Genomic DNA, 23,464 nt, shown 5'->3' on the forward strand with positions numbered 1-23,464 from the left:
GATGATATGGACATCCCAAGCTCCTCACTGCTCGCATCCCTCGCTTCGCTGTCCCACCGCGAACGCCTGATCCAGCTGAAGGGGCCTGAGGAAGGCCTGGTCGTCGAACGCTTCGAAGGCATCGAATCGGTGTGCGGCGACAACCGCCTGCAGATCGACTGCCTGTCCACCGACGCGTTCCTGGACCTGGAGCCGTGGCTGGAACAGCCGCTGACCCTGCAGCTACGCCAGGCCGACGGTTCGCTGCGCCAGTGGCACGGGCTGTGTACCGAGGCTGCGCAGCTGGGCAGCGATGGTGGCCTGGCCCGCTATCGCCTGATCCTCGAACCGTGGACCGCGCTGCTGCGCCTGCGCCGCAATGCGGTGATCTTCCAGGATCTGGATACCCGCGCCATCTGCGAACAGATCTTCGCCGACTACCCGCAGGCCCTGTTCCGCTTCGACGTGCAGGCCGAGCTGCCGGCACGCGAGATCACCACCCAGTACCGCGAGACCGACTGGGCCTTCGTCACCCGGCTGCTGGCCGAAGCCGGCCTGGCCTGGCGCATCGAGCAGGCGCAGGACGACGATGCCGCACACACCCTGGTGGTGTTCGAGCCGGGCGCCGAGCTGCCCGACGCAGGCCGCGTGCGCTTCCATCGCGCCGACATGGCCGAGGCCAGCGACGGCATCACCGCCTTCGCCGAGCGCCAGCAGCTGGTGCCCAACGCCAGCACCGTGGCCAGCTGGCACAGCGAGCAGGTTGCTGCCGTGGCCGCGCACTCCAGCGCCGATGCCGGCACCCTGCCCGCCTTGGAAGTCTACGTGCAGCCGCGCGCCGGTCGATTCGCCCAGGCCGGCTGGGCCGACGCCGAAGCACAGGCACGGCTGGACGCGCTGCGCGTCGGCCAGGTGCTCTACAGCGGCAGCGGCAGCGAGCGCCAGCTCAGCGCCGGCAGCACCTTCACCTTGGCCCAGCACCCGCAGCACGAAGGCCAGGCCTTCCAGTTGCTGGCCGTGCAGCATGTGGCCCTGAACAACCTGGACCAGGGCATCGCCGAGCTGCTGGGCAGCACCGCGCTGGAGCGTGGCGCCTACCGCAACAGTTTCCTGGCCACCGGCAGCGGCGTGCCGTTGCGCGCCCTGCCGCAGGACCGGCCGACCCTGCATGGCCCGCAGACTGCACGCGTGGTGGGCATTGCCAACACCGCCGTGACTCCCAACCGCGAGCACCAGGTACGCATCCAGTTCGGCTGGCAGCGCGGCAGCAGGCCCAATCCCGGCGGCCTGACCGACACCGGCAGCGCCCAGCCCGGACACGCTCCCGGCGACCACACCAGTGGCAGCTGGGTGCCGGTCGCCGAGTGGGTGGCCGGCCCCAACTGGGGCACGGCCTTCCTGCCCCGCGTGGGCAGCGAAGTACTGGTGGAATTCCTGCACGGCGACATCGACCAGCCGCGCATCACCGGCCAGCTCTACAACGGCGAAGTCGCTCCGCCCTTCGGCGGCGGCATCGACGAGAACGCACGCCACCCCGGCGTACTCAGCGGCCTGCACACCCAGGCCCATGACGGTAGCGGTACCCAGCAATGGGTGATCGACGACACGCCCGGGCAGCTGCGCACGCGCCTGCACAGCTCGCTGGCCGACAGCCGGCTGGAGCTGGGCTACCTGATCGCGCACCAGGACACCGCCCGTGGCGCGCTGCGTGGCGAGGGCTTTGAACTGGCCACCCAGGGCTGGGGCAACGTGCATGCCGGCGAAGGCCTGCTGCTGTCGGCCAGCCTGCAGGAGCGCGCGGCATCCACGGTGATGGACAACGCCAGCGTGGTGGCCCAGCTGAAGGGCGCCGAGCGCAGCCTGGAACAGATGCAGCAGACCCTGGCGCAGCAGCAGGTGCCGGGGTTGGCGGAGTTCGAGCGCACCAAGCAGCTGCGCGAGCAGATCGACCCGAAGGCGCAGGGCCGCTATACCGGCGACGTGAACGGGCAGAATGCGATGAAGCCCGGCAGCGATGGCCGCAGCCCCGGCGAGCAGCCGGTGGAACGGCTGGGCAAACCGCTGCTGCTGGCCGAAGCCCCGCACCATGTGGCCTGGACCACCCCGGCCAGCGCCGTGGCCTATGCCGGGCAGAACCTGCAGATGACCGTCCAGCAGGACCTGCACGTCAGCGCCGGCGAGACCATCGCCACGGTGTCCGGCGAGCACGTCTCGCTGTTCGCGCAGAGCGGTCCGCTGCGGGTGATCGCCGCGCAGGGCCCGGTCAGCCTGCAGGCCCACGACGGCGAGCTGGAACTGCTGAGCGATCAGGCGTTGACCATCACCGCCACCGACGACCGCATCGACGTGCTGGCGCAGACCAAGGTGGTGCTGCAGGCCGGCAGCAGTGCGATCACGCTGGACGGCGGGAACATCACCTTCAGCTGCCCCGGCGAGTTCAAGGTCAAGGCGGGTGAGCATCCGTTCATGGGGGGAGGCAGCACCCCGGCCAGCCTGCCGCCGCTGCCCGCTTTCACGATCAAGCCTGATCCGGGCCGTACCTTCGAAAGCACGTTCGCCTACGACCAGCTGCGCAGCATCGCCGAGCAGTCCACACCGGTCGAGTTCGTCATGATGATGGCGCCGACCTTCGGCTTCGATGTTCCGGCGCGGACCTACATGAAGCTGCAGGACGCGCTGAAGAATGGCAGCCTGCAGGCACCCGAACACAAGGTGATGGCCGGCGCGCCCTACCCGGCCGACTACGACAACAGCAAGCGCATCATCCGCGTGAACAGCATGGCGGCAGACCGCGCGGCGACGACCATCGAGGCGTCACGCGAACTGCTGGCGGTGCTGCTGCATGAGTTCGGGCACCACGTCGACAACGTGCTGCGTAATGATCTGGCGGAGAAGGATGCGAACGGCAAGCCGACCCTCGCTGCGGACAGCGGCAAGGAAGAAGGTACTGCACTCGCCTATCGCCTGGCGTTCTTCGACCTGGAAGGCACGCACGAAACCGAGTATGCGCAGTACACCTCGCCCGAGTTCAACGGTGCGTTGAAGGTGAACTATGCGGAAGTACAGGCTGCACTGAAGCAACAGGGGCCCGTGGCCCAGGAAACCAACAAGAGCGAGGATGGGCGCTACGAGGGGTTCAGTGCGGGTGATGGCCAGAACCATGACAAGCGACCCAACGAGTCGTTTGGACATCGATCGATTGAGGCGGTGCTGGGCAAGGTCGGCTTCAGCCGCGCTGAAATGAACGCGATCTATTTCGGCAACTGGCTGCGCGACTACTCGCAGCTGCTGGATCCGAAGATCGTGCGTCCACCGAATCTCCCAAAGGATCTTGGAAAGCACATCTCCCGATCTGCATTGACAAAGGTTGTCGACGTCCTGGCTGGCAGCGAGTTCTACGAACTGCGTCGAGGAAACTATCGTAACTACGGCGTAACCACTGAACGATTGGGCGTGTATCGTCCCAGCGAACACATCGACAATCCCAAGAACATCAAGCCGTCGCCTCCGGACCCCAGAACCATCGATCCGGACTTCGAGCCATGGGTTACGCCTGGCAGCGATCTGCTCAAGATCGACCCAGACCGATCGATGAAGCGCTACATCATCCGTTCCAGCGAATTCATGGAGGCCGAGCTTCGCAAGGCCATGTCATTAGGAATGACACCTGATGGCATGCGTCACTTCGGTTCGGCACTTCATGTGCTTGAGGATTACTTCGCCCATTCCAATTTCTGCGAACTGAGCCTTCGAAAGCTCGGGCATGGCAAGGTGCTGCCCTGGACTGCAGCGGCAACCTGCAAGCATTCGTACCCAGTCGTCACCGGCATGTTCGGCTCCACCGATGTGATCGCCAGCCTGGCCGAACCCATCGCACACAAGGTCTTTGGCATTGAAAGCTGGGAATTCAAAGCCAGCAAGCCCGGTGATCGCTCGGACGGCGAGAAGATCATGCTGATACTGCTGTCGGAACACAGTGACAAGAGATACTACGAAGCCTTCGAGAAGTTCCTCAAACTTCGTGATCGCATCGCAAGCATTCCAGGCCATGAGTATCTTGAACGTGCTGGCTGGATTGCCAGCGCCCCGATGCGCCTTGTGCTGAACTCATACAACTTCGTGTACCAGCAACTGCTGTTGCTGGTGGGCAACAGCGTTGACGATGCCCAGACCATGTTCGACTCTGATCCGAACAAGAATGGATCTACGGACCCCAGCCACTCCCAGCTCGCCAAGGATCACGATGTGCACCCCTTGCATACGCTCGCTGCCACCCTGGCCAGCAGCGCGGTGCAACAAGTGGGAGCTGCCATGTACAAGCACTGGCGAGGAATGCCCACGACCAGTCCGGCCACGATCGCGAAGTCCTACCTGGTGCACCCGCAAGACACCTCCTGGCAGGATGGACTGGTGGGCGCCTGGGCGAAAAAGCACCCTGCCGACATCCGGCGTGCTGCGTCAGCGACCGAGCTTGAGCACTTGCATGAGGAACACGGCAAGCACGCTCTGGAGGAAATTCGCCGGGTGGGTCGCTATGGATCCAAGAGTTGGGACTACATCACCAAGTTCTACGAAGATCTGTTTGGTGAAAAGAATCAGGTGAAGCCAAAGAAATGATCAGGAATCTCTTTCTTGCCTCGCTTCTCGTCCTTGGCTTCGGCGCGTGCAGCGATGCCCAGACGGCAGCTCCCGCGCGTGGCGAGGCCAATGCAGCGCCGCATCTCGCGCTCAACGAAGACTACGTCGAGTACAAAGGGAAACGCCTGACCTTCAAACAGGACCTTGCCGCATGGGAAAAGGTACTTGGACCCACGCACCGCAACGCGCTTTCGGAGGCATCGGACATCGTTGTCTGGGACGATCTGGGCATCCGCGTCTATACGAACTACCCCAAGGACCTGACGGTCCGCACCGTCGCCGTCACCCTGAAGGGCCTGCCGGAGGACTCGCTGGCCTACATCGCACCGGGGGAAGGCGTTCGTCCCCGCGCCGACTACAAGGGAGCTGTCTCGGTCAGTGCGGTGAAAGTGGACAAGAATACCCGGGTCGGGGACATCGCGCGTCTGAGCAATGATCGGCTGCGCATCGACTGCAGCCGCGGCATCGATCTCTGCACGGCAAGCCGCAAGGATGACCGGTTCAAGGATGTCAGCACGTACTTCGGCGTCGACGATCGTCGATATGACAGCATCCCTTATGAGATCGAGTTTGGTCCAGGACGTGATGGCACCCGCTGAGCCCAAGCGTACGGCGACGGCTCTCTTCGCGACCAACTCACGACGTTTTCTGGCGATAGCGCTTTCATCGCTCTTTGCCGCATGCAGCGCCGCACCTCAGGATGAGCAGCCGAAGCAGAAGCCAGCGGCCATTTTCGAGAATGGCTCGATCCTCATCGGCTCACAGCGCGTTGAACTTGGCGCCCCCGTCAAGGCATGGATTGCCGTCCTTGGTAGCGACTATCGCTTCGCCGATCCTGAGTTACCGATCATGATGATCTGGGATGAACTGGGGATCGCTGCCTACACGGGCCCAACGAAAGAACATCGCGTCAACTCAGTCTCATTCGTCCTCCGTGTCCCTCCCAGGTCATCTGGCGGCTATGAACCTCCAGGAGAAGGAATTCAGCCACGCAAGACTTTTTCGGGTGCGGTATCGTTCTCGGGCACTCCTGTGAACAATACGACGCAGGTTGATGACATACCCCGACTGAGCGGAGGTTTACTGGAAGTACACTGCAGCCAGGGAATTGCCCTCTGTAGCGCGAACAGGACAGATCAGGCGAAGCTGGATTACTCCTTCTATTTCTCCGTGGACGATAAGCGCTACAGCAGCTACATATACAAACTCAACATCGAGAAAGACGACGCTCCAGATTGAGGAGGCACGGAACCACCTTCACAAGCAGTGACCACTCGGCCTCATCATCGACAGCGGGCAATTCAACGGCGACATGAAGATCTGCGACATCCCGGCCGCCCGATGCACGATGTTTGAGATTCACTGCAGCGAGGGCATCGGCACATGCATCAGAAATCGGGTTGATGGCACTACTCGTGGCTGCTCCATCTACTTCAGGGCTGACGAAAGGCGATACGATCACCTCCCGTACACCCTCGAAGTCAGCCGCGAGACCAACTGATGTACGCTGCGGTGCCATCGAGAATCCTCCTGATTTCGTTTTCTGTGCTTGCATTTGCTGCCTGCGATGCCAAGCATGCCCCGGGCTCAGGCGAAAGCAATGCAGCCCCTTTGGCTTTCCAGGATGACTACGTCAAGTACAACGGACAGCGCCTGGATTTCACTCAGGACCTGTCCGACTGGATCAACGTGCTTGGCCCCAACCATCGCACCGCGTTTCCCGATGACCCTGGCATTGTGGTCTGGGACGATCTGGGCATCCGTGTCTACACCAACCATCCCAGGAATCAACGTGTGGTCACAGCATCAGTCACCCTTCGCGGAGAACCCGAGGATTCGCTGTCCTACATCCCACCAGGCGAAGGCGTTCGACCTCGCCAGGACTATGCCTACTCCGTTCTGGTCAACGGTGTCCGCGTAAACAAGGGCACTCGCGTAGGCGACATCGCACACCTGAGCGGAGGACAGCTACGCATTGACTGCAGTCGCGGCATAAGCATCTGTGGCGCAAGCAGGAACGATGAAAAGTTCATCCAGATGAAGATGTATTTCGGAGTGGATGACCGACGGTACGACAGCACCCCCTATGTCATCGAATTCGGCCCTGGAAGCAACCCGGCTCATTGAAATTCATCAAGTACGATCAAGACCATCGTGCGCAGTCGTCAGTGGCACGAGGATCCCTTCGACAGGCGGACCTGCTACGGCGATCTGCTTGGGGAGAAGAACCAGGTGAAGCCAAAGAAATGATCAGAAGACATCTGCTCGCCTCACTCCTTGTTCTCGTTCTTGGCGCGTGCAGCGATGCACGGACGGCAGACCCTGCGCGTGGTGGAACCAGTGCTGCGGCGGACCTGGCGTTCAACGAAGACTACGTCGAGTACAAAGGACATCGCCTGACGTTCAAGCAGGATCTTGCCGCCTGGGAAAAGGTACTTGGCCCCACGCACCGCAACGCGCTTTCGGATGCCTCGGACATCGTTGTCTGGGACGACCTGGGCATCCGTGTCTATACGAACTACCCAAAGGATCTGACGGTCCGCACCGTCGCCGTCACCCTGAAGGGCCTGCCTGAGGACGCGCTGGCCTACATTGCGCCCGGTGAAGGCGTTCGTCCGGGTAAGGACTACACGGGCACTGTCGCGGTCAGTGGCGTGAACGTGGACAGCAATACACGTGTCGGGGACATCGCGCAGCTGAGCAATGATCGGCTGCGCATCGACTGCAGCCGTGGTATCAATCTCTGTACCGCAAGCCGCAGGGATGCCCGATTCATCCATGTCAGCACCTACTTCGGCGTCGATGATCGTCGTTATGACAGCACCCCGTATGAGATCGAGTTTGGCCCGGGACGTGATGATGCGCGTTGAACCCGCGGTTTCGCCGACAGGTTCCTCTCGTTTCACGCTGCTGTTCGTATTCATACTGACTGCGGCCGGCTGTGGTTCGCATCACGTGCCATCGGCATTCATGACCACGCCATCGCTGCCCGAAGCGGAACTGAAAGAGCTCTACCCTGGCACACTGCTGAAGCAACTGGCTTTCAAGGACGTAGACGGCCCGGGCCTGCTGCTGCTTTCGCGCAGCGCACAGGCATTGCCGGCGCAGGGCGACGCAGAACCGCTGGATCAGATCACGCTGCGTGCAGAGCTGTTCCGGCGCACCGATGAGGCGAGTCCTTGGGTTTCGCGCTGGAGCGTCGAAGATCCGGTTCAATGCGAAGGCCTGGATCTGGAGGCAGGCTATTTCCTTGATCAGGTGACAGCCACCGACCTGGACAACGACGGCCGAGCCGAGTTGACGCTGGCCAGCCACAGCGTCTGTGGCGGTGGCATTGACCCGCAGCAGCTGCGCATCGGGCTTCGCCAGGGCGAGCAGTACTACGAAGTGCGTGGCGAATCGCTGGTACACGTGGAAGGCGATGAACCTTTCGGCGGCGAGCGTCAGAACGATCCTGCGCTGGCATCAGCTGCGGCGCCGTTGCGTGCGCACATCGACAGCGTATGGGAAGCGATCAAGCGCGGGAGTTCGCCATGACCGCGCCATGGTGCCAGCGCCTGCATCCGCCCGTGCTCCTGCTGGTGCTTTCGGCTGCCGCAAACGCTGTCATCGCGCGCACGCCGCCGCCCAGTCCACTGCAACGTGCCTGCGCGGCCGACATCGAGGAACGTATCGAGCTGCGGTTCGCGGACGGCAGGCATGTAAGCGCCTGCGCACCTGGCGTCGGCGACGGCTGCGCGTACGGCAGCGGGCAGACCACGCTCGACGCTACGCCCGACCTCAACAACGATGGTCGCGCCGACGCGATCCTCACCCACTTCGGCAGCAGCTACGGTGACATCGACGTCACCCATAAACTGGTGCTGGCGCAGTGCCCGGACGGAACCTATGCGCGCCTGCTGGAGGGACGGTTCACCACGCTGGCCGCACCTCCGGCACCGCATCCGGCGTGGCCGGCGCTGGAGGCATCGCGTGACTGTCCGGGCGGCCGGGAAACGATTGCACTGCACTTCGAGCGGGCTGCCGCCCGCTACCGCGGTCCGGAACACTTCGATCCCGACAATGCCTGCACACGCTGAACGACACGGCTTGATCCAGCGCATGCCGTCGCCACGGGCGCGGTGCTATGGTGGCGCCATCATGCCCTCAGGAGTTGCACCCATGAACCGTTACCGTCCCACCCGCCTTGCCCTGGCCGCCCTCGCCTCGCCCCTGTTGCTGGCCGCCTGTGTCAGCACGCCAGGCCCGGAAGTGAAGGGCACGGGCCGCTGCGATGCCAGTCAGCTGGGTTGGGCGATCGGCCAGCCAGCCAATGAACCCAACATCCGCCGACTGTCCAGCGAAAGCGGTGCCGGCCTGGTCAACCCGATCGGCCCCAGCACCATCACCACCAAGGACATCCGCCAGGACCGCCTGCGCGTGTACGTGGACAAGGACAACATCATCACCGCGACCCGCTGCGAATAAGCGCGGCAGCGGGCTTTTGTAGAGTCGAGCCATGCTCGACTGGCTTTTCGCGCGGCCCATCCGAAGAGCAGTCGAGCATGGCTCGACTCTACAAGGCTCAGGGTTCGGTATACCCCGCACAATCCGGCAGCGCCTGGTCGGGGTGGAATACCCCATCGCTAAAGCGGAACAGCCGCGTGTAGCTGCACGCTGGGTCCTGCTCGGTGCGCAGGTCCTTCTTCTTCAGCGGCCCTTTGGCCAGCGAATCCTCGAAGCGCGAGACACCGGCCGGAAACCGCGTGGCCACGGTCTGGTAGCGCAGTACCGGCATGCCCTCGGCCGCCGTCTCCAGCCCCAGCCTTGCCGAGAACCCATACTCATCGTGGCAGGCACCGGCACGCTGCTTGATGTCCTGCTCGCTGAAGCAGGCGCGGATCATCGCACTGCCCAGCCACGGCAGGGTCAGCACGTCGTCGTCCACCTGGATGTCGTCCTGCAGGTGGCGCACGCGTGCCAGCTGCAGCGTGGACGCATCGGCACCGCCGCCGGAATACATGCTGCTGAACGAGACGATGCCTCCCACCAGTACATTCTGGCGGGCCCGCTGCTGCGGGTCGGTCACAGGCTCGTCGCTGCCAACACCTGGGGCCAGCCGCACGATCCACGGCCACAGCTTCAGATCGCTTTCCTGCGGCACGTCGATGCTGACGTGATAGGTGTGTGGCGTGCGCTGGCCCGGCACCTTCTCAAGTACTTCCAGCACGGTCGGCCGATCACCATCTTCGGTGACCGGCTGCACGCGCACGCACCAGGCACGATCGAGGGTGCAGTCATAGAGCCCCGCTGGTCCCGTCTCATCGGCGACCAGCACCTGCCCCAGCGACTCCATCACATTGCCGGCAGCGTCACGCTGCTGCGGCAGGATCGAGCCCTGCGCCAACACCAGCGCCGGGGTGGCCAGCAATGCAGCACACACGGTCGTGCGGGCAACGATGGGGGGCATGGGCGGCTCCTGCGGTTGGGATTCCGATGGTAACCGTTGCCCGGGCAGAGTCGAGCCATGCCCGACTTCGCCTTTGCAGAGTCGAGCCATGCTCGACTGCTTTCTGTCGGGAAGAGCAGCCGAGCATAGGCTCGGCTCTACAGTAAGGACACGTTGTATCCGTCAATGCCCATTGCAGTCGCAGCCACCCCACCCTTTCGCCTTCGACGTCTGGCCGATGCCCGGATTGAACGTATTGCTCGGGTCCAGCTGCTTGTAGAACCCGGCCAGTGCCGGCTTGGCCGGGTACAGGTGGCCGACGTTGTGCTCGGCCGGATACTCGGCGCCGCGCTGGTCCAGCAGTGCCCACATCGCGTGCTCGATCGCCATCGGGTCTTCGCCCTTGCGCGCGATGTAGTCCTGGTGGAACACGTGGCACAGGAAGTGCCCGTAATACAGCTTGTGCAGCAGGCGGCCATCGATATCGGCCGGCAACTGCTCGAACCAGTCGGCGTCATCGCGACGCAGGGCAATATCCAGCGCCACGATGTCCTGCACCTGGTCGCGATGCACTTCGCGGTAGCGCACCGCGGCACCGGCCACGGCGAAGCGATGCAGGAAGGCCTTGCGCCCCTCATCGGCCGTGCAGTGGAAGTAGCCGCCCTCATGCTCGGCAAAGAAGCCGCGCAGCCACGCCTCGGTGTCTGCTGCGTCCTGCGCGGAGACCTTCAGCAGCAGATGATGCTCGTAGCGCTGGCGGAACTCGCCCATACGCTTGGGCAGGTGCGAGGGCAGCAGACCGGTCAGCACCTGCATCACCCGGTCGGTCACCCCGCGCAGGCCCAGCCGTTCGAACCAGCCATCGACGCGGCTCTTCAATGCGAACGCCGCCGGCACACGTGAAGTGCCGAGGCGGTCGATCAACAGGAAACTGTCCTTGCCGTAGCGTTCGCCGATGTCATAGGCATCGCGGTGGATGTACTCGCCGGCAATCGGCAGGCGTTCGAAGCCGGTCAGCAGTTGGCGCCGGATCGCGGTCAGGCTGTCGGTGCGGTTGCTGCCGATGTAGAAGACTTCGGCCGCCTCCTTCTCGAAGGTGTCCAGGCGCACCGCGAACACCGCCAGCTTGCCGGCAGACCCCGCTGCCTCGAAGTGACGGCTGGGGTCGGCATTGAAGCGTGCCGGCGTATCGGCATCGACCCGGCGCACCTCGTCGGCGTAGCGTGGATCGGAGGCGGCGCGACCATCGCCGTCCCCAACGTCGGCAGCACGGTAGTCACCCGCCTGCAGGCGCTGCAGGATCTGCTCGGGCGTATCGCCCAGCGCGATGCCCAGATGGTTGACCAGCTGCAGCTGGCCCTGCGCATCGACCTGTGCATACAGTGCCAGCTCGGTGTAGGCCGGGCCGCGACGCACCAGCGCGCCGCCGGAGTTGTTGCAGATGCCGCCCAGCACCGAGGCGCCGATGCAGGACGAGCCGATCACCGAATGCGGTTCGCGGCCCAGTGGCGCCAGCGTCTGCTCCAGGCGGTCCAGCGTTGCACCGGGAAGGCACAGCACCTGCCGGCCTTCGTTCAACAGCTGGATGCCGGTCAGGCGCAGCGTGCTGACCAGCACGATCGGACGCCCATAGTCGTTCCCATCCGGGGTCGAGCCACCGGTCAGGCCGGTGTTGGCCGCCTGCAGGATGATCGCCGCCCCGCCCTGCACCGCCGCCTGCAGCACGCGCCACAGCTCCAGCAGCGTACCCGGGCGCACCACCGCCAGCACCGGGCCGTCGCCGAAGCGATAGCCACGGCGGAAGCGGCGCGTCGCCTTGTCGCCGGTCAGTACATGGCGGTTGCCGACCGCATCGCGCAACTGCGCCAGCACGGCATCGTGGCCACTCACGGCAGGCTGACCAGCGAATCGCGGCCGATGTCGGCAATGCGGCGCGCGCCGGTCAGTGTCATCGCCACGCGCATTTCCTTGGCGATCAGGTCCAGCAGGTTGGCCACCCCGGCCTCACCCTGCGCGGCCAGCGCATAGACGAAGGCACGGCCCAGCAGCACGGTATCGGCCCCCAGCGCCAGCATGCGCACCACGTCCAGGCCAGTGCGGATGCCGGAATCGGCGAGGATCTTCAGGTCGCCCTGCACCGCATCGGCAATCGCCGGCAATGCACGCGCGGTGGACAGCACGCCGTCGAGCTGGCGGCCACCGTGGTTGGAAACCACGATGCCATCGGCGCCGAACTTGACCGCATCACGTGCGTCATCCGGGTCGAGGATGCCCTTGATCACCATCGGGCCCTTCCAGAACTCGCGGATCCATTCCAGGTCCTTCCACGAAATGGAGGGATCGAAGTTGCTGCCCAGCCAGCCGATGTAATCCTCCAGCCCGGTCGGATTGCCACGATAGGTGGAGATATTGCCAAGGTCGTGCGGGCGGCCGAACAGGCCCACGTCCCACGCCCAGTGCGGATGGGTGATGGCCTGGCCGATGCGGCGCAGCGAGGCATTCGGTCCACTCATGCCGGAGTGGGCATCGCGGTAGCGCGCACCCGGCACCGGCATGTCCACGGTGAACACCAGCGTGGTCACCCCCGCGGCCTGCGCCCGCTCCAGCGCGTTGCGCATGAAGCCACGGTCGCGCAGCACGTACAGCTGGAACCACATCGGCCGCTGGATGGCCGGTGCCACTTCCTCGATCGGGCACACCGATACGGTGGACAGGGTGAACGGGATACCGCGGCTGTCGGCCGCGCGCGCCGCCTGTACCTCACCACGTCGGGCATACATGCCGGTCAGGCCGACCGGCGCCAGTGCCACCGGCATCGCCAGCGTTTCGCCGAACAGTTCGGTTTCCAGGCTCAGGTCGGACATGTTGCGCAGGATGCGCTGGCGCAGCGCGATGTCGGACAGGTCGGAAACGTTGCGCTTCAGCGTGTGCTCGGCATACGCGCCGCCATCGATGTAGTGGAACAGGAACGGCGGCAGCCGGCGTTGCGCTGCGGCACGGTAATCGGTGGAGGCGGAGATGATCATGGGGTCAACCGTGTGGGGAAGGTAGACGCGAGGCCCGCGCACGCCGGGCTTCGTTGTCATCGAGGGTGCGCAGCGTGGTGTGCACGAACTCGAGGTGGGCATGCGCGGCGGCGCGCGCGCGTTCGGGGTCGCCGGCCAGCACCGCGTCCATCATCTCGCGGTGCTGGTCGGACAACGGCGAGAAGGTCCTCGCCGAGGTGTAGAGCTTTTCGCGGCTCTGCGAGATGTTGGTCTGCAGCAGCTCGAACAGGCCGCGCATCACCTGCAGCAGCACCAGGTTGTGCGAGGCCTCGGCGATGGACAGGTGGAAGGCTGCGTCGGCCTCCGCCTCGCCGGTGGGGTCGTCCTTGCCGTGCGCGTCCATCATGGTCTGGAAGGCCTGGGCGATGCGTGTGCGATCCTCGTCGGTGGCACGCAGCGCCGCATGCCAGGCGGTGGCACCTTCCAGCGCGTGGCGGATCTCCAGCACGTCGAAGCGGTATTCCGGATCGCCCTGGAACAACGGCAGGTACGGCGCCAGCGGTTCATCCAGCGCCTGCCGCGCGCGCGCCGCGGGTTCGGCCACGTAGGTGCCGCCACCGACCCGTGCGGTCAGCAAGCCCTGGCTGGCCAACTGCGCGATGGCCTCGCGCAACGACGTTCGCGAGACCCCCAGCTGCACCGCCAGGGTGCGTTCGGCCGGCAGACGGTCACCCGGCTGCAGCCGCTGTTCCTGCACCAGGCCGCGCAGCTGCGCGGCCACCTTGTCCGAAATACGTTGCGTGCTCATGGCACCATTGTGGCCCGAAGCGCGCAGCGGGTGGTCGGCCTGCCGTGCATGGCTCAGGGAATCATCCAGGTCAGCCAGTAGGCCTGGGCCAGGGTGATCAGGCCGACCATCGTGGTGAAGATCAGGCTGTGCTTGACCGTGAAACGGAACAGGTCCGATTCCTTGCCGGCCAGGCCGACCGCCGCGCAGGCAATGGCGATCGACTGCGGCGAGATCATCTTGCCGGTCACGCCGCCAGTGGTGTTGGCCGCCACCAGCAGCACGTCGGACACGCCGATCTGCTGCGCCGTGGTGGCCTGCAGCGCCGAGAACAGCGCGTTGGACGAAGTATCCGAGCCGGTCAGGAACACGCCCAGCCAGCCCAGGAACGGCGAGAAGAACGGGAATGCGTCGCCGGTATGCGCCAATGCCAGTGCCAGCGTTGCCGACAGACCCGAATAGTTGGCGATGAAGGCGAAGGCCAGCACCATGCCGATCGAGTAGATCGGCATGCGCAGCTCACGCACGGTCTCACCGAAGGTCTGCAGCGCCGAACGGGCCGGCATGCGCAGCGCGATGATGGCGATCACCGCGGCAAGGATGATCGAGGTACCGGTGGCCGAGAACCAGTCGAACTTGTAGATCGCCTCGTAGCTGAGCGGTGCATCCACGATCGGCGGCATCTTCTGCACCATCTGGTCCAGGCCCGGCACCGGGATCTTCAGCACCCAGCTTTCCAGGGGGCCGCCCGCCGCGAACAGCGACTTGAACGGTTTGATGCTCCACAGCGTGACCATCGCGGTGAGGATCAGGAACGGCGACCACGCCTTGGCGATCTGGCCGACGCTGTAGCGTGGCGCTTCCAGTGCCTGTGCAGCGGCCTCGGCGCTGGTTTCGGTGTCGAAGCGGAAGATCCGCACCGGCTTCCAGCGGCGCAGGAACAGGGTCAGGCAGACCAGCGATGCCAGTGAGGCGGTGATGTCCGGCAGTTCCGGGCCAATGAAGTTGGAGGTCAGGTACTGCGCGATGGCAAACGAGCCACCGGCCACCAGCACCGCCGGCCAGGTTTCCTTGATGCCACGCCAGCCATCCATGATCGCCATGATCCAGAACAGCACGATGAGGGTCAGGAACGGCAGCTGGCGGCCCGCCATCTGGCCGATCTCGAATGCATCCAGGCCGGTGACCTGCCCAGCCACGATGATCGGAATGCCCATCGCCCCGAACGCCACCGGCGCGGTGTTGACGATCAGGCACAGGCCGGCGGCATACAGCGGCTTGAAGCCCAGCCCGACCAGCAGTGCCGCGGTGATCGCCACCGGCGCACCGAAGCCGGCCGCGCCTTCTAGGAAGGCACCGAAGGCGAAGCCAACCATCAGCATCTGCAGGCGCTGGTCCTCGGTGACCGACAGGATCGAGGCGCGGATGATGTCGAACTGCCCGGTCTTGACCGAAACCTTGTAGAGAAACACCGCGCCGATGATGATCCAGGCGATCGGCCACAGGCCGTAGACGAAGCCGAAACCGGCCGCGCCCAGCGCCTGGGTCAGCGGCATGCGGTAGAACAGCAGGGCCACGCCGAGTGCGATGGCCACGGTGATCGTGCCGGCCAGCCAGCCCTTCATCCGCAGCACGGCCAGAGCGATGAAGAAGAACGCGATCGGCAGCAGCGCGATCAGGCTCGACAACCACAGGTTGCCGGCGGGGTCGTACAGGTGTTGCCAGGGCTGCATGAAGGCTCTCGACTGGGGGCGGGATGTGCTCCACCGCACGCGGTGGGTCGCCGCGGCCGCCGATTATTGGTAGTACCAATAATGATATCGATCAGACCACGTGCAGCGGATTTAACCGCCACTCCGGCGAAGCGCCTATTAGACCATAGGGCTAGACGTCATATTGGTCCTACCATTTCGCGAGGTAAGGGTCAGAGCCCCTGCGGGGATCTGACCCTGCCTGGGCCCTTGGGGTCGGATCCCCGCAGGGGCTCCGACCCCACTCCGCGTCAGATCTTCTTCTCCAGCCGCCGCATCACCGCCAGCACCAGCACGCACGGCACGCTCACCCCGATGGCAACCACGTACTTGCCGATGCCCACGGCGATGCCGATTGCTCATCTCGCGCTCGACGCCGAGCACGCCGCCGAGCAGCATTGCTGCGGCCACGCGCAGCAGGATCGAGACATCCTGGATGAGTTGCATGGGCAGGCTCCGGGAGTTTCCCGGAGCGTCGCGTGGCACCCGTGGCACAGAGCTGAAGGCCACACTACAGCCCGTTCACCCGACAGCGCCGGGCCGTGTCCAACGCCTGCGCCATCTGTGATCAACGCATCACTGCGCCAGGTAGCCACCATCAATGGCGTAATAGGTACCGGTCGCGAACGAGGCGTCGTCGCTGGCCAACCAGGCCACCAGTGCCGCTACTTCCTCGGCCGTGCCCAGCCGCTTCAGCGCATGCCGCGCTTCCAGCGTCGCACGCACCTTCGGATCCATCTTCTCCAGCAGCGGCGTGTTGATGAAACCCGGGCCGACCGCATTGACACGGATGCCATCTGCGGCATGTTCCCAGGCTGCGGTCTGGGTCAGGCCGACCACGCCGTGCTTGGCCGCTACATACGCGGTGGAACCGGCATACCCCACCTGACCCAGGATCGACGCCATGTTGATGATGCTGCCACCGGAACCCGCCGCACGCATCGCCTGGATCTGCGCACGCTGGCACAGGAATACGCTGGTCAGGTTGACGTCGATCACCCGCTGCCATCCGTCCACCGGATAATCACCACTGCTGGCCGCCGGCCCACTGATGCCGGCGTTGTTGACTGCGATATGCACGCCGCCCAGTTCCTTCACCGTGCGCTGCACTGCCGCTTCGACGGCGGCATCATCGGTCACGTCCAGCGCGACGCCGATGGCCTGCACGCCGCTGTCCTGCAGCTGTGCCACCGTGGCATCCACCACGCCCTGCTTCAGGTCCCAGACCGAAATACGCGCACCGGATGCGGCGAGGGTCTGCGCGACCGCCAGGCCGATGCCGGATACGCCGCCGGTCACGATCGCGGTCTTGCCGGTGAGCTGGTAATCGATCATCTGCATTCTCCATCTGTGGGGGTATCGATGCGGCCTGCCGCCGCCAACGCCTCACGCTACGCCTTCATCCGTGATGACACGGGCGACAACGTGTCCGCAGGCGATCGTTCCACCCATGGAACCTCAACTCCAGTTGATGTATGGAATTGCGTACGGATATGCATGCAGAACGCCGCCGTATGTTCCACGGAAGATTCAACTTGGCCATATTGACCAATCGTTTTGACCATCTCGAAATCAAATGCGGGTGAATCAAGGCGACAATGGGAAACGTTTCCAGTTTCTTCGACACACTCATTCCAATCTGGCGTTTCCCCAGCCATCCAGCGTGCCGTCGCCACCGCATCGCAGCGGGTCTGCACAGGCCACGACCGGAACTGCATCTGCAATGCAGAGCGCATGGGCGAGGTACTGCCAGCGTCCACCTCCTGCGCACGTGCCGAGCAATGTCCCGATATTTCACTTTCGCCGATTACCGCCGCTTCGGCCATCGCCATGGCTTTGATTACCGCGCCGATCCGGAACACCTGCGCGACGATCAGTGGGCCGGCCACGGCGAGGTCAATGAACAGTTCCTGCGTGGCGGCATGAGCCTGATCGCGTCCGACGTCCATAATCGTTTCCCGTATGTGGCCACTGCCCAGCAGAGCCCCGGGTTGGCCATCCGGGTGATGCTGCAGGGGCAGGTCGACGTCCGCATTCCGCGACGCGGCGGCTTCACCCTGCGCGCCGGCACCGCCATGACCGCGCACCACCGGGAACAGGTCGAGATGACCGGCTCACATCCCGGCGAAACGCGCATGCGCGGCGTCAGCGTGATGGTGCCGGGCCAGATCGATCCGGATCTGTTCCAGCTGCCGCAGCTGGAAACAGCGCTCAATACCCACCTGGAATGCCGCCACTGGGCGATTCCGCACACCCTGCTGCCGGTGCTGGGCCAGCTGTTCGACAGCCCCTGGCAGGACGGCATCGACGCGTTGTGGCGCGAAGGCGTCGCACTGCAGCTGCTGGCCGTCGGCCTGCAAGCCGAAGATCTGCAGACCGACCATGTGCGTACGCTGCGGGCTGGCCAGCGCGAGCGCCTGGAGCGCGTGCGTGCCTACCTGCATGACGATCCCAGCCACGCGCATAGTCTGATCGAACTGGCCCAGCTGGCCTGCATGAGCCCAAGTTCACTGCGCCGTCATTTCGCCCAGCAGTACGGCTGCTCGGTGTTCGACTACCTGCACGAACAACGCATGCGCCACGCCGAGCAGGGCCTGCGCGAGGACGGCTGGACTGTCGAGCAGGCTGCGGCCGCCAGTGGCTACCGTCACCCCAGCAACTTCGCGGCTGCGTTCCGCAAGCGTTTCGGCCTGGTACCCAGCCGCTGGCGTACCGGGCCCTCAAAGGTCGGATAGCGGCTTCTGCGCTGGTAGGTGTCGACCTTGGTCGACACGCTTTGGCACCATCGCGGATGCCGGCCAGCGGCCGGCACTACCGCGGCCGCCTGAATCGACCTGCCATGGCCCAGCCCTGGTGGGTGTCGACCTTGGTCGACACGCTTTGGCACCATCGCGGATGCAGGCCAGCGGCCGGCACTACCGCAGCCGCCTGAATCGACCTGCCATGGCCCAGCCCTGGTGGGTGTCGACCTTGGTCGACACGCTTTCACTCCATCGCGGATGCCGGCCAGCGGCCGGCACTACCGCGGCCGCCGGGTATCGCGCACCCGGCGTACCTCATCAAACTCAATACACCGGCAGATCGATGTAACTGGCCTGCGCCGCGCTGTGCCAGACCCGCTGCGTGGCCTTCTGGTAGTCGCCCGGTTTGGCCAGATAGATGTTCGGCACGTAGGTCTGCGGGTTGCGGTCGTACAACGGGAACAGGCTGGACTGCACCTGCACCATCACCCGATGCCCCTTCTGGAAGGTGTGGTTGGCGTTGGGCAGGTCGAAGCGGTACGGCAGCACCTGGTTCGCCGCCAGCGGCTTCGGATCACTGAAGCTTTCGCGATAGCGGCCACGGAAGATCGCCAGCGACACCGGCAGCTCGTAGCCGCCCATCTCCGGCGTCGACGCTTCCTGGTCCGGATACACGTCGATCAGCTTCACCACCCAGTCGCTGTCGGTGCCGCTGGTCGAGGCCTGCAGGTGCACCACCGGCGCGCCGCCGATGCGCAGCGGCGCGGTCAGCGGTTCGGTGATGAAGGTCAGCACGTCCGGGCGGCCATCAACGAAGCGCTGATCCTTGACCAGCCAGGTGGTCCACATGTCGCGGTCACCGAAACGCACCGGACGCGGCACGAACGGCACCGGCTTGGCCGGGTCGGACACGTATTCCTCGAAGTCGCCCTCGCCCGCCGCCGGTGCCTGGAACGCCAGCTTGCCGCCGGCACGCAGGTACAGCGGCTTGCTGCTGGCAGCACAGCCCTTGTCGCAGCTGCGTGGCCAGCCCTTCAGGCGATCCCAGTGGTTCTCGCCGGTGTTGTAGATCAGCACCGGCGGCGTATCCGCCTTCGGCGCACCGTCCACCAGGTACTGGTCGAAGAACGGCTTGAGCACATCACGGCGGAACTGCAGCGCGGTATCGCCATCGAACTTCAGCGCGCCCAGCTCGCTACCGCTGTAGTTCACCTGGCTGTGCCGCCACGGTCCCATCACCAGGTAGTTGCGGTTGTTGCCGCTGTCGCGCCCTTCCATTGCCTGGTAGGCGTGGTTGGCACCCCACATGTCCTCCTGGTCCCACAGACCCTGCAGCCACATGGTCGGCACCTTCAATGGCGTCTTCGCCATCACCGCGTCCAGCGCCTGGCCCTGCCAGAAGCCGTCATAGGCCGGGTGCTCCACCAGTTTCTTCCACCAGGTCAGCTGGTCCACGCCGGTGAAACGCGCGTAGTCACCGGCCGAACCGATGCGCAGGAAGGTGCTGTAGTCATCGTAGCCGAGGCTGGGCAGCGGCGTGCCCTTGCCGCGCTTCTCGGTCTGCATCGCGAAGTAGTTGAAATTGACCTGGCGGAACGCGCCGTAGTTGAGCCAGTCGTCGCCCATCCAGCCATCCACCATCGGGCTCTGCGGCGCAGCCACCTTCAGCGCCGGGTGCGGGTCGGTCAGCGCCATCACCACGGTGAAGCCCTCGTACGACGAGCCGAGCATGCCGACCTTGCCATTGCTCTCCGGCACGTTCTTCACCAGCCAGTCGATGGTGTCCCAGGCGTCGGTGGAGTGGTCCACCTTGGTGTTGTTCAACGGCCCGCGCAGCGGCCGGGTCATCACGTAATCGCCTTCGGAGCCGTACTTGCCGCGGATGTCCTGGAATACGCGGATGTAACCGCCATCGACAAACACCTCGTCGCCCTGCGGCAGCAGGTCGCGCATGCGCGGCGAATCACTGCGGCTGGCGCGGCCGGCTGCGTCGTAAGGCGTACGGGTCAGCAGGATCGGCGCATTGCGCGCGCCCTTGGGCACCACGATCACCGTATACAGCCTGGTGCCATCACGCATCGGCACCATCACCACGCGCTTGTCGTAGTCACGACCGACATCGGGGGCAACGAAGGGCTTGCCGCTGATGTCCGGGGTCATCGGCGGGGTTTCCGCGGCCAGCACGGTGCTGGACAGGCAAAGGGCGATGGCTACAGCAACGGCACGTACACGCATGGAGACCCCTCCCGGCAGGAAAGCCTCAAGCCTACTCCTGCCTTGTACCGTGAAGTGTGGGCGGGCTTTGCATTCTGCGGTGGATGCAGGCAGGACTGATGGCACATGTGCGACCAGCTGCTGCGCCCGACGGCAACCGGTCGTGCCGGCCGATCAGGCCACCGGCACTTCGTGTAGCGCCAACCAGCGCCAACGGCCATCTTCCTGCCGCAGCACCGCCAGCGATTCCCGCCATGCGGGTACGCCGCCATCGATCGAATGCCCTTCGCGATAGCGCAGCACCGCCAGCGGTGACGGCGCTTCCACCGCCTGCACGGCTTCGATGGAAATCTGCAGCCCCGGCCGCGCGCCATGGCCACCCGCGAACAGTGCCTGCACGGCATTCCGATCCAGCCTGCGGCCACCGATACCGACCATGCTGAAGTCCGCGCAGAAATGCGCCATCAGATCATCCAGCACGTCGGTGCCGACGTCGGCACGGAACCAAGCCTGCAGCTTGTCGTGCAAGTGGTGGACTTCATGTTCTGCGGTGGTATCCATCAAATGTTCTCCGGTTGCGAAAGAGTGAGCAACTGCGGCCGGCGCAGCAACGCCATCGGCAGCAGGGTCAGTACAGCAGCCAGACCCAGCGCCACGCCGGTGGCATGGGCCGGCAGCCATTGCATGGCCAATGCCAGCAGCAGCGCGATGGCCGCGGTGCCCAGGCAGAAGCTGAGCTGGCGATTGAGGTTCCAGAGTGCGCTGGCATCACCCAGCGCCTCGCCCTCGACCCCATGGAAGGCCAGCGTCTGTGCGGTGCTGCTGCACAGACTGCCGCCGGCGCCCATCAGCGCGAACAGCAGCCCGGCCAAGGCGACGTGCGGCTGCGGCAGCAGCGCCATCAACAGCAGGCCGCCGGCCTGCAGAAGCATGCCCGTACGCAGTACCGTGGCCGGGCCGAAGCGGGCCAGCAGGCGCTTGCTGGCCGTGATCGCCATGGCCGAGGCCAGCGCCCAGGGCAGCATCAACGCGCCGATGCGCGCGGCACTGTAACCAGCCTGGTGCAATTGCAGCGTACTGACCAGCTGGCTGCCGATGAACACACCGGGTACTGCCAGGTAGACCAGCATCGCCAGGCGCAGGCCGCGATGGGACAGCAACGACCAGCGCAGCAGGGGCTGCGCCTGCTGCCGCGCATGCCGCAGGTGGGCCGCCGCCAACAGCAATGCGATCAACAGCAGTACGGCGCCGGCGGCCCGATGGCCGGGTTCACCCAGCCAGGTCAGCGCCAGCAGCAGTGCGCCCAGCGCCAGCATCGCGGTGGACAGCGCATAGGCCTGCAGGCGTGGCGCACTACGCGCGCCATCGGCCGGCATCCACGCCAGCACCAGTCCAATCGCCACCACGGCCAGCGGCAGGCTGGCCCAGAGCACACCGCGCCAGGACAACCACTGCACCAGCAGCCCACCGAGCGCGGGCGCCAGTGCCGGTACCAGCAGCGCCACCAGCAGGATGCGGCGGGTCAGCGCACCACGCTGGTCGGGCGTGCACTGTCGGTACGCTGCCGCCTGTGCCACCGGAATCAGCAGGCCACCGGCCAGGCCCTGCAGCAGGCGCCAGCCCAGCAGCCAGCCGATACCCGGTGCTGCGCCGGCCAGCGCAGCGGCAACCGCGAACAGCAGCAACGCCACCAGCAGCAGGCGACGCTCACCACAGCGCGCGGCCAGCCAGGGCGCCAGCGGAATCACCACGCTCAGGCCCAGCATGTAGGCGGTGCCCACCCAGGCCAGGGTGCTGATATCGGCGTGCAGCTCCGCTGCCAATGCAGGATAGGCCACCGTGGCGATGAACATGTTGACCAGATCCAGGGCGAACACCAGCAGGAAGATCGCCTCATGGCGCAGGCGGGGGGACGGCATCGGCGGCGCTCCAGCGGGGAAGTCGCAAGCATGCCGTCCGGACCTTGTTGGAAAAACACGACGGCAGCTGCAACACTGTCAAATCTGTTTTGACAATGGACCACCATGGTCAGCCTCGATCGCTTCGATATCTTCCGCGCCGTGGTCGAGGCCGGCAGCCTGACCGCCGCCGCCGACCGCCTGGGCCTGAGCCGTGCGGTGGTCAGCTTCAACCTGAAGCGGCTGGAGCAGGAGCTGGGCGTGACCCTGCTGCTGCGCAGTACCCGCCACCTGGCCCTGACCGATGCCGGCGAGCAGTTCCTGCAGCACTGCGTGCAGGCGCTGGATGCCGCACAGGCGGCGATCGATGCCGCACGCCGCGACCAGCATCAGCTGCAGGGTGTGCTGCGCCTGACCACCACCCCGGAGTACGCACAGCTACGCCTGATTCCCGCACTGGAAGCCTTCCGTGCGCGGCATCCGGCCCTGCAGTTGCACCTGTCCACGTCGCCCGCGCCGGCCGACCTGATTCCCGAACGCTTCGACCTGGCGATCCGCCTCGGCCGTCTGCCCGATTCGGGCCTGCACGCCAGCGAACTGGAACGCCACCCACTGTGCGCGGTGGCGGCTCCGTCCCTGCTGGCACGCCTGCCCTCTGCCGATGCTGCCGATGACCCCGTGCAGCTGGGCACCCTGCCCCGCCTCGGCTACCCGCGCCTGGCCGACGTGCCGGTGATCGCGCCCGACGGCAGCGACGCCTTGTTTGCCACCAACCCGGGCAATGCAGTGGTGCGCGTGGATGGTGCCAGTAGCCTGCGCGCCTTCGCCGTGGCCGGCGCCGGGGTCACCGTGCTGCCACGCTGGCTGATCGAGGACGACCTGGCCCAGGACCGGCTGCGCCCGGTGCTGCGCCAGCACCGGTTCCCGCAGCAGAGCGTGTACGCGGTCTACCCGCACAGCACGCAGCCCTCACCGAAGGTGCGGCAGCTGATCGATTTCCTGCGCGGGTGGTTCGCCACATGAAAAGGGGACGGAGGGGAT

General features: G+C 65.2%; 20 protein-coding genes. 10 read left to right on the top strand and 10 right to left on the bottom strand.

Annotated features, from left to right (window positions below):
* Positions 1-6 precede the first annotated feature (6 nt).
* From tssI to SriyCCGPB3_RS12955, 3 genes are read left to right on the top strand one after another with little or no spacing between them, the layout of a single operon-like run.
* Complete coding sequence (gene tssI, locus SriyCCGPB3_RS12945; RefSeq protein WP_350259378.1) at positions 7-4,596, top strand: type VI secretion system tip protein TssI/VgrG; 4,590 nt, start codon at positions 7-9, stop codon at positions 4,594-4,596.
* Positions 4,593-5,216, top strand: coding sequence for a hypothetical protein (locus SriyCCGPB3_RS12950; protein ID WP_180867530.1), 624 nt, complete (start codon positions 4,593-4,595; stop codon positions 5,214-5,216). Before tssI ends, SriyCCGPB3_RS12950 begins: the two co-directional genes overlap by 4 nt.
* Entirely contained in the window at positions 5,203-5,856 is a 654-nt protein-coding gene (locus SriyCCGPB3_RS12955) for a hypothetical protein (protein WP_153856120.1), read from the top strand. The genes SriyCCGPB3_RS12950 and SriyCCGPB3_RS12955 overlap by 14 nt, the downstream gene beginning before the upstream one ends.
* Here SriyCCGPB3_RS12955 and SriyCCGPB3_RS12960 read toward each other — a convergent pair.
* A complete protein-coding gene (locus SriyCCGPB3_RS12960; protein WP_350259379.1) occupies positions 5,825-6,136 on the bottom strand; it encodes a hypothetical protein in 312 nt (103 codons plus the stop codon). The genes SriyCCGPB3_RS12955 and SriyCCGPB3_RS12960 overlap by 32 nt on opposite strands.
* Here SriyCCGPB3_RS12960 and SriyCCGPB3_RS12965 point away from each other — a divergent pair.
* The 5 genes from SriyCCGPB3_RS12965 to SriyCCGPB3_RS12985 all read left to right on the top strand — a co-directional run bounded on the left by SriyCCGPB3_RS12965 (position 6,118) and on the right by SriyCCGPB3_RS12985 (position 9,084).
* Positions 6,118-6,744, top strand: a complete 627-nt coding sequence (locus SriyCCGPB3_RS12965) for a hypothetical protein (protein ID WP_153856118.1) — start codon at positions 6,118-6,120, stop codon at positions 6,742-6,744. The genes SriyCCGPB3_RS12960 and SriyCCGPB3_RS12965 overlap by 19 nt on opposite strands.
* Positions 6,741-7,487 carry a hypothetical protein gene (locus tag SriyCCGPB3_RS12970; RefSeq protein WP_350259380.1) on the top strand — a complete coding sequence of 249 codons (747 nt, stop codon included), beginning with the start codon at positions 6,741-6,743 and terminating at the stop codon, positions 7,485-7,487. The genes SriyCCGPB3_RS12965 and SriyCCGPB3_RS12970 overlap by 4 nt, the downstream gene beginning before the upstream one ends.
* On the top strand, positions 7,474-8,154 hold the full coding sequence (locus SriyCCGPB3_RS12975) for a M949_RS01915 family surface polysaccharide biosynthesis protein (protein WP_350259381.1): 681 nt from the start codon (positions 7,474-7,476) through the stop codon (positions 8,152-8,154). Before SriyCCGPB3_RS12970 ends, SriyCCGPB3_RS12975 begins: the two co-directional genes overlap by 14 nt.
* On the top strand, positions 8,151-8,696 hold the full coding sequence (locus tag SriyCCGPB3_RS12980; RefSeq protein ID WP_153856115.1) for a hypothetical protein: 546 nt from the start codon (positions 8,151-8,153) through the stop codon (positions 8,694-8,696). The genes SriyCCGPB3_RS12975 and SriyCCGPB3_RS12980 overlap by 4 nt, the downstream gene beginning before the upstream one ends.
* An 82-nt stretch (positions 8,697-8,778) precedes the next feature.
* Positions 8,779-9,084, top strand: coding sequence for a hypothetical protein (locus SriyCCGPB3_RS12985; RefSeq protein WP_180846287.1), 306 nt, complete (start codon positions 8,779-8,781; stop codon positions 9,082-9,084).
* Between the two features lie 97 nt (positions 9,085-9,181).
* Here the strand turns inward: SriyCCGPB3_RS12985 and SriyCCGPB3_RS12990 are convergent, their stop codons facing one another.
* The 6 genes from SriyCCGPB3_RS12990 to SriyCCGPB3_RS13020 form a co-directional block, all read right to left on the bottom strand.
* On the bottom strand, positions 9,182-10,066 hold the full coding sequence (locus SriyCCGPB3_RS12990; protein ID WP_350259382.1) for a hypothetical protein: 885 nt from the start codon (positions 10,064-10,066) through the stop codon (positions 9,182-9,184).
* Between the two features lie 162 nt (positions 10,067-10,228).
* On the bottom strand, positions 10,229-11,935 hold the full coding sequence (gene dld / locus SriyCCGPB3_RS12995; RefSeq protein WP_350259383.1) for a D-lactate dehydrogenase: 1,707 nt from the start codon (positions 11,933-11,935) through the stop codon (positions 10,229-10,231).
* Positions 11,932-13,071, bottom strand: a complete 1,140-nt coding sequence (lldD, locus tag SriyCCGPB3_RS13000; RefSeq protein WP_014037557.1) for an FMN-dependent L-lactate dehydrogenase LldD — start codon at positions 13,069-13,071, stop codon at positions 11,932-11,934. Before lldD ends, dld begins: the two co-directional genes overlap by 4 nt.
* A 4-nt stretch (positions 13,072-13,075) precedes the next feature.
* Positions 13,076-13,840 (bottom strand): transcriptional regulator LldR, encoded by a 765-nt coding sequence (gene lldR / locus SriyCCGPB3_RS13005; RefSeq protein WP_153856113.1) that lies wholly within the window; start codon positions 13,838-13,840, stop codon positions 13,076-13,078.
* Positions 13,841-13,893: 53 nt separating this feature from the next.
* On the bottom strand, positions 13,894-15,552 hold the full coding sequence (lldP, locus tag SriyCCGPB3_RS13010; RefSeq protein ID WP_153856112.1) for an L-lactate permease: 1,659 nt from the start codon (positions 15,550-15,552) through the stop codon (positions 13,894-13,896).
* 594 nt (positions 15,553-16,146) lie between these two features.
* Positions 16,147-16,905 (bottom strand): SDR family NAD(P)-dependent oxidoreductase, encoded by a 759-nt coding sequence (locus SriyCCGPB3_RS13020; RefSeq protein ID WP_350259384.1) that lies wholly within the window; start codon positions 16,903-16,905, stop codon positions 16,147-16,149.
* Positions 16,906-17,351: 446 nt separating this feature from the next.
* Here SriyCCGPB3_RS13020 and SriyCCGPB3_RS13025 point away from each other — a divergent pair, with 446 nt between their 5' ends.
* Positions 17,352-18,305, top strand: coding sequence for a helix-turn-helix transcriptional regulator (locus SriyCCGPB3_RS13025; RefSeq protein WP_153856109.1), 954 nt, complete (start codon positions 17,352-17,354; stop codon positions 18,303-18,305).
* A 330-nt stretch (positions 18,306-18,635) separates the two neighbouring features.
* On the opposite strand, the gene SriyCCGPB3_RS13030 is transcribed toward SriyCCGPB3_RS13025, so the two are convergent.
* The 3 genes from SriyCCGPB3_RS13030 to SriyCCGPB3_RS13040 form a co-directional block, all read right to left on the bottom strand.
* Positions 18,636-20,546 (bottom strand): CocE/NonD family hydrolase, encoded by a 1,911-nt coding sequence (locus SriyCCGPB3_RS13030; RefSeq protein ID WP_164162921.1) that lies wholly within the window; start codon positions 20,544-20,546, stop codon positions 18,636-18,638.
* 153 nt (positions 20,547-20,699) lie between these two features.
* Entirely contained in the window at positions 20,700-21,086 is a 387-nt protein-coding gene (locus SriyCCGPB3_RS13035) for a DUF4440 domain-containing protein (RefSeq protein WP_153856107.1), read from the bottom strand.
* Positions 21,086-22,444, bottom strand: coding sequence for an MFS transporter (locus tag SriyCCGPB3_RS13040; RefSeq protein WP_350259385.1), 1,359 nt, complete (start codon positions 22,442-22,444; stop codon positions 21,086-21,088). Before SriyCCGPB3_RS13040 ends, SriyCCGPB3_RS13035 begins: the two co-directional genes overlap by 1 nt.
* 105 nt (positions 22,445-22,549) lie before the next feature.
* Between SriyCCGPB3_RS13040 and SriyCCGPB3_RS13045 the strand changes: the two genes are divergently transcribed.
* The gene (locus SriyCCGPB3_RS13045; RefSeq protein ID WP_110712684.1) at positions 22,550-23,446 is read left to right on the top strand and encodes a LysR family transcriptional regulator; all 897 of its coding nucleotides are present in this window, start codon (positions 22,550-22,552) and stop codon (positions 23,444-23,446) included.
* The last annotated feature ends 18 nt before the right edge of the window (positions 23,447-23,464 follow it).

Source organism: Stenotrophomonas riyadhensis, from assembly GCF_040256885.1.
Lineage (GTDB): Bacteria > Pseudomonadota > Gammaproteobacteria > Xanthomonadales > Xanthomonadaceae > Stenotrophomonas > Stenotrophomonas riyadhensis.